Source organism: Candidatus Izemoplasma sp. (genome assembly GCF_982632705.1).
Map to the genome: position 1 here is coordinate 1 of NZ_CEXEES010000095.1, position 3,654 is coordinate 3,654.

The window sequence follows — 3,654 nt, forward strand, 5'->3', positions numbered from 1 at the left end:
ATTTCGCAAAGAACTTCTAAATCCCAGTTCAAGGTATAAATGAATATATGTAAGAAAAAAGTCCAGAAGTGGACTTTTTTTTATTACTATATTTTTTTATCTATTTCTTTTTGTGTTTTTTGATGCTTTTGTAAAATCTAATAATTCTTGATGACGTTTCGTTTCAAATGTATATTGCATTGTTGTATTAAACATATTAACTCCTCCTTGGGTTTGGGATATCTATTGGTTTGGTCTAGTATATTATTTTCTGTTTTTTTTGCTTTGGCCTTTAGTAGCTCTTGTAAATTCTACTAATTCTTGATGGCGCTTAGTTTCTTGTAAAAATTGATTATTTAAGTTAAACATAATGTCGCCTCCTTTTATATATTCTTTATTTCTTATTTTTTGATTAATTTTATTAAGTTGTTGTTTAATATTTCTTAACTACACCTTAATAATATACTATGTTTTTACATATGTCAACACTTTTGTTAATAAAATTAATAAAAGTTTTAATAATGTTAATATTATGCTTAATTTTATTAATTTTATACATCATTTGGGTTTTGATATAAATATAACGAGGATGATGGTTAGCTACCTTAAGACAACTGATTACTATCCTTATATATAGGTTGAATAGAGAACATTAAAAAAAAGACCTATTGAAGGTCTCTTTTTTAGTTATAATTATATTCTCTATATTTAGCGATGTTTCGATATCTATGTTCTGTATATTCATTTACTAAATCTCTTACAAGTTCTTTGACAGGTATTATTTTATCTGTTTTATACGCATTACTACCAGCAAAGGCAAATCCATTTCTCATTTTACCTTTTTTTGCATTTATTAATGCTAAGGTAATACAGTAAGGTGCTTGTTCTTTCTTGCAAGTAATAATACAGTCATAAGGACATTTAAATGGATGTTTAAGACCTTTTTCTACATCATCAAGGTAATTGTTGCTTATTGCACGTCCCGGTAATCCTACGGGGCTCTTGATGATTGTTATATCATCTTTCGTTGCATTTAGATATGATTGTTTGAAATCATCACTTGCATCACATTCGTCTGTAGTAACAAATCTAGTTGCCATTTGAACAGCAGATGCTCCATTGTTTAAGAAATAGTGTATATCTGATCCGTTATATATTCCTCCACCTGCAATGACAGGTATTTTAACACCTTGTTCTTGTTCAAAAGGAAGAAGTGATTCAAGAACTTCAGGTAATAGTTTTTTTAATTGAAAATTAGGATCATCTAATTGTTCTACTTTAAATCCCAAATGTCCACCTGCTTGAGGACCTTCTAATACAAAAGCGTCAGGAATATAGTTGTATTTCCTTATCCAGTTTTTAGTTATAATCTTTGCAGCACGTCCAGAAGATATAATTGGAACTAATTTAGTTTTGGTATTTTCATTGACAAACTCAGGTAAATTAAGTGGTAATCCAGCTCCAGCAAAAATATAATCGATACCTTCTTCAATAGAAGCTTGTACTAATTCACCGAAATTAGATAAAGCAACCATAATATTTACTCCAAGCAGACCATCAGTCATCGCTCTTGCTTTTTTAATTTCTATTCGTAACCCATGAACATTGTTATAATTGAAATCCTGTGTTTTCCATTCAAACATTCCAACACCAGCTGCTGAAATGACACCAATACCACCTTCATTGGCAACTGCGGCAGCAAGTCCAGCAAGTGATATTCCAATTCCCATTCCACCTTGTACAATAGGTAATCTAGCTGTTTTATCTCCAACAATAAACTTTTTCATACCTGTTCTTTTCATGTTATTCCTTCTTTCATTTAATAGAATAATTATGTATGTAATCGTTATTCAACATTACTATGTGTGACATAGTAATGCCCTCAATATTAATTACTATACCACGCATAGTAATTAAAATCAATCTCAAATATCCTTTTTATATATAATTTATAATTTTGCATGAATGACTATAAAAAGAGTAGTTCCAAGTATGATTATATTATTGTATATGATAGTATGCTGCTCAGAAGAAGTAGATAACAATAAATATATGTGTAGGTACAATCAGTAAATAAGAGTATAATTAGATATGATCAAGATTTAGAATTTGTTTCTAAGATCATGGAGAGAGGCTTAACGTGAAAAATCCTGAATGCAAAGTGTACCAATATAGTGACTTAGTTGATAAGGACTATATCGAACTACGATTAGGAAAGAAAAGAAAAAAAGGATTCAAAGAATCATCAATCTTCTTTAGAACATATGTCTTCTCTTTGTTTCATGAAATTATATGGGATAAATATCGAGAGTTTCAACCAGGAAGTACGAATGTGATGTCTAAGAGAGAATGGTTACGTGTATTTGAAGATATAGAAGAATATAAGACTGCGATCAAATCTTCAAAAAATGAGTTAGAACTTAAAAAAGCAATGATTATTAGAGGTGATGCTGATTTTTGTTATGACAATGAGTTTAATTTGTATCGTGATAACATATTACTTGTTCTAACAACATTACATGATTGGGTTGTTTCTAGTTTAGAAGAAGAGGACAATGTTACGATTTGTGTGTAATCAATAATTTAAGACCAATCTTGGTCTTTTTTTGATATAATAGAGTGAAGGGGTTGTTAGTATGAAAAAGGTTGTACTCTTAATAAATTTATTCCTAATTATATTTTTATCATCTTGTGGTGATGGTTCTACATTCGAAGAGGATATTAGTAGTAACTTATATTCTGATTTATATGGCCTAAAAAATAAGTATGTTGAAATCAATCCATTTCTAGCTCACTTGTATTTATAATAATAAAAAGGCATCCAATAATTGGATGCCTTTTCAAATATTATGTAGTATTATGCAGGTAAATATCCATTTACTACATCTGGGAAAAATGTAGTAACTACAACGAATGCTAGTAATAAGAAGAAGATAAATGCAACTAGTTTCTTACCAGCAACAAATTCCATTCCTACTAATCCAGCTAATGCATAGATTAAGTATTGTTGTGCAACATTGAAGTAACCAAGAATGTCATCCATTCCTGTAAATGAAAAGTCAAATAATGCAGCTGCGTTTTTTAAAGCATATAACACGATAATTGCGAATCCTAAAAGTGATGCCAACGTTCTGTATAATTGTTTCATAATTTCCTCCTTGAGTTTAATACCTATATTATAGTAAATTATCATGAAACTTTCAAGAAAGATAAGTGGGAAATCTAATATTTAGGCCTTAATTTACTTGTTGATGTTGATGAATTCTTGAATAACGCATTTTCTTGTAGTAAAATATAATTAATTTAAAAATAAGGGGGATTAATTATGATTCAAAACGTTGAAAACTGGGATATGTTTTTAAGTACCCAAAAAAACTTTGTTAATTCAGTAAGAGAATTATATGAGTTTGAAGTTTTAAAAGACAATGACTTTTTTGTAGAGGGAATTACAAACTTTGAAGAAATGTCTGAGTTATGGATTTCTTCAATAGGAAATATTCTTGCAAAGAAATTGTTTCAAGCTTTTGCTAAAAAGAAGGTAATTCAAAAGGGAATTGACAAGTTTTACACTTGGTGCATCGCAGATGTTATTACATATGACAAATTGTATAAAAATTCTCCTGGATTTAAATTCTTCATTGATGAAATACCCGAAAGAATAATGGTTATTTTTGC

Annotated in this window: 5 protein-coding genes; 3 read left to right on the forward strand and 2 right to left on the reverse strand. The window is 29.2% G+C overall.

What is annotated here, in order from left to right:
• Positions 1-662: 662 nt before the first annotated feature.
• A complete protein-coding gene (locus AC2LE6_RS08695; RefSeq protein ID WP_484478867.1) occupies positions 663-1,781 on the reverse strand; it encodes an NAD(P)H-dependent flavin oxidoreductase in 1,119 nt (372 codons plus the stop codon).
• Positions 1,782-2,119: 338 nt separating this feature from the next.
• On the opposite strand from AC2LE6_RS08695, the gene AC2LE6_RS08700 reads away from it, so the two are divergent.
• Both AC2LE6_RS08700 and AC2LE6_RS08705 read left to right on the forward strand, forming a co-directional pair.
• The gene (locus tag AC2LE6_RS08700) at positions 2,120-2,554 is read left to right on the forward strand and encodes a hypothetical protein (RefSeq protein ID WP_484478868.1); all 435 of its coding nucleotides are present in this window, start codon (positions 2,120-2,122) and stop codon (positions 2,552-2,554) included.
• A gap of 61 nt (positions 2,555-2,615) precedes the next feature.
• Positions 2,616-2,786 carry a hypothetical protein gene (locus AC2LE6_RS08705; protein ID WP_484478869.1) on the forward strand — a complete coding sequence of 57 codons (171 nt, stop codon included), beginning with the start codon at positions 2,616-2,618 and terminating at the stop codon, positions 2,784-2,786.
• A 50-nt stretch (positions 2,787-2,836) separates the two neighbouring features.
• Here AC2LE6_RS08705 and AC2LE6_RS08710 read toward each other — a convergent pair whose 3' ends face one another.
• Entirely contained in the window at positions 2,837-3,127 is a 291-nt protein-coding gene (locus tag AC2LE6_RS08710) for a hypothetical protein (RefSeq protein WP_484478870.1), read from the reverse strand.
• A 177-nt stretch (positions 3,128-3,304) separates the two neighbouring features.
• Between AC2LE6_RS08710 and AC2LE6_RS08715 the strand changes: the two genes are divergently transcribed.
• Positions 3,305-3,654, forward strand: a 350-nt coding sequence (locus AC2LE6_RS08715; protein WP_484478871.1) for a hypothetical protein, incomplete at its 3' end; no start/stop codon positions are given.

Excerpts from the sequence above, each read along its gene's own strand:
- AC2LE6_RS08695 (WP_484478867.1), bottom strand. The coding sequence starts at position 1,781 with ATGAAAAGAACAGGTATGAAAAAGTTTATTGTTGGAGATAAAACAGCT.
- AC2LE6_RS08705 (WP_484478869.1), top strand. The coding sequence starts at position 2,616 with ATGAAAAAGGTTGTACTCTTAATAAATTTATTCCTAATTATATTTTTA.
- AC2LE6_RS08710 (WP_484478870.1), bottom strand. The coding sequence starts at position 3,127 with ATGAAACAATTATACAGAACGTTGGCATCACTTTTAGGATTCGCAATT.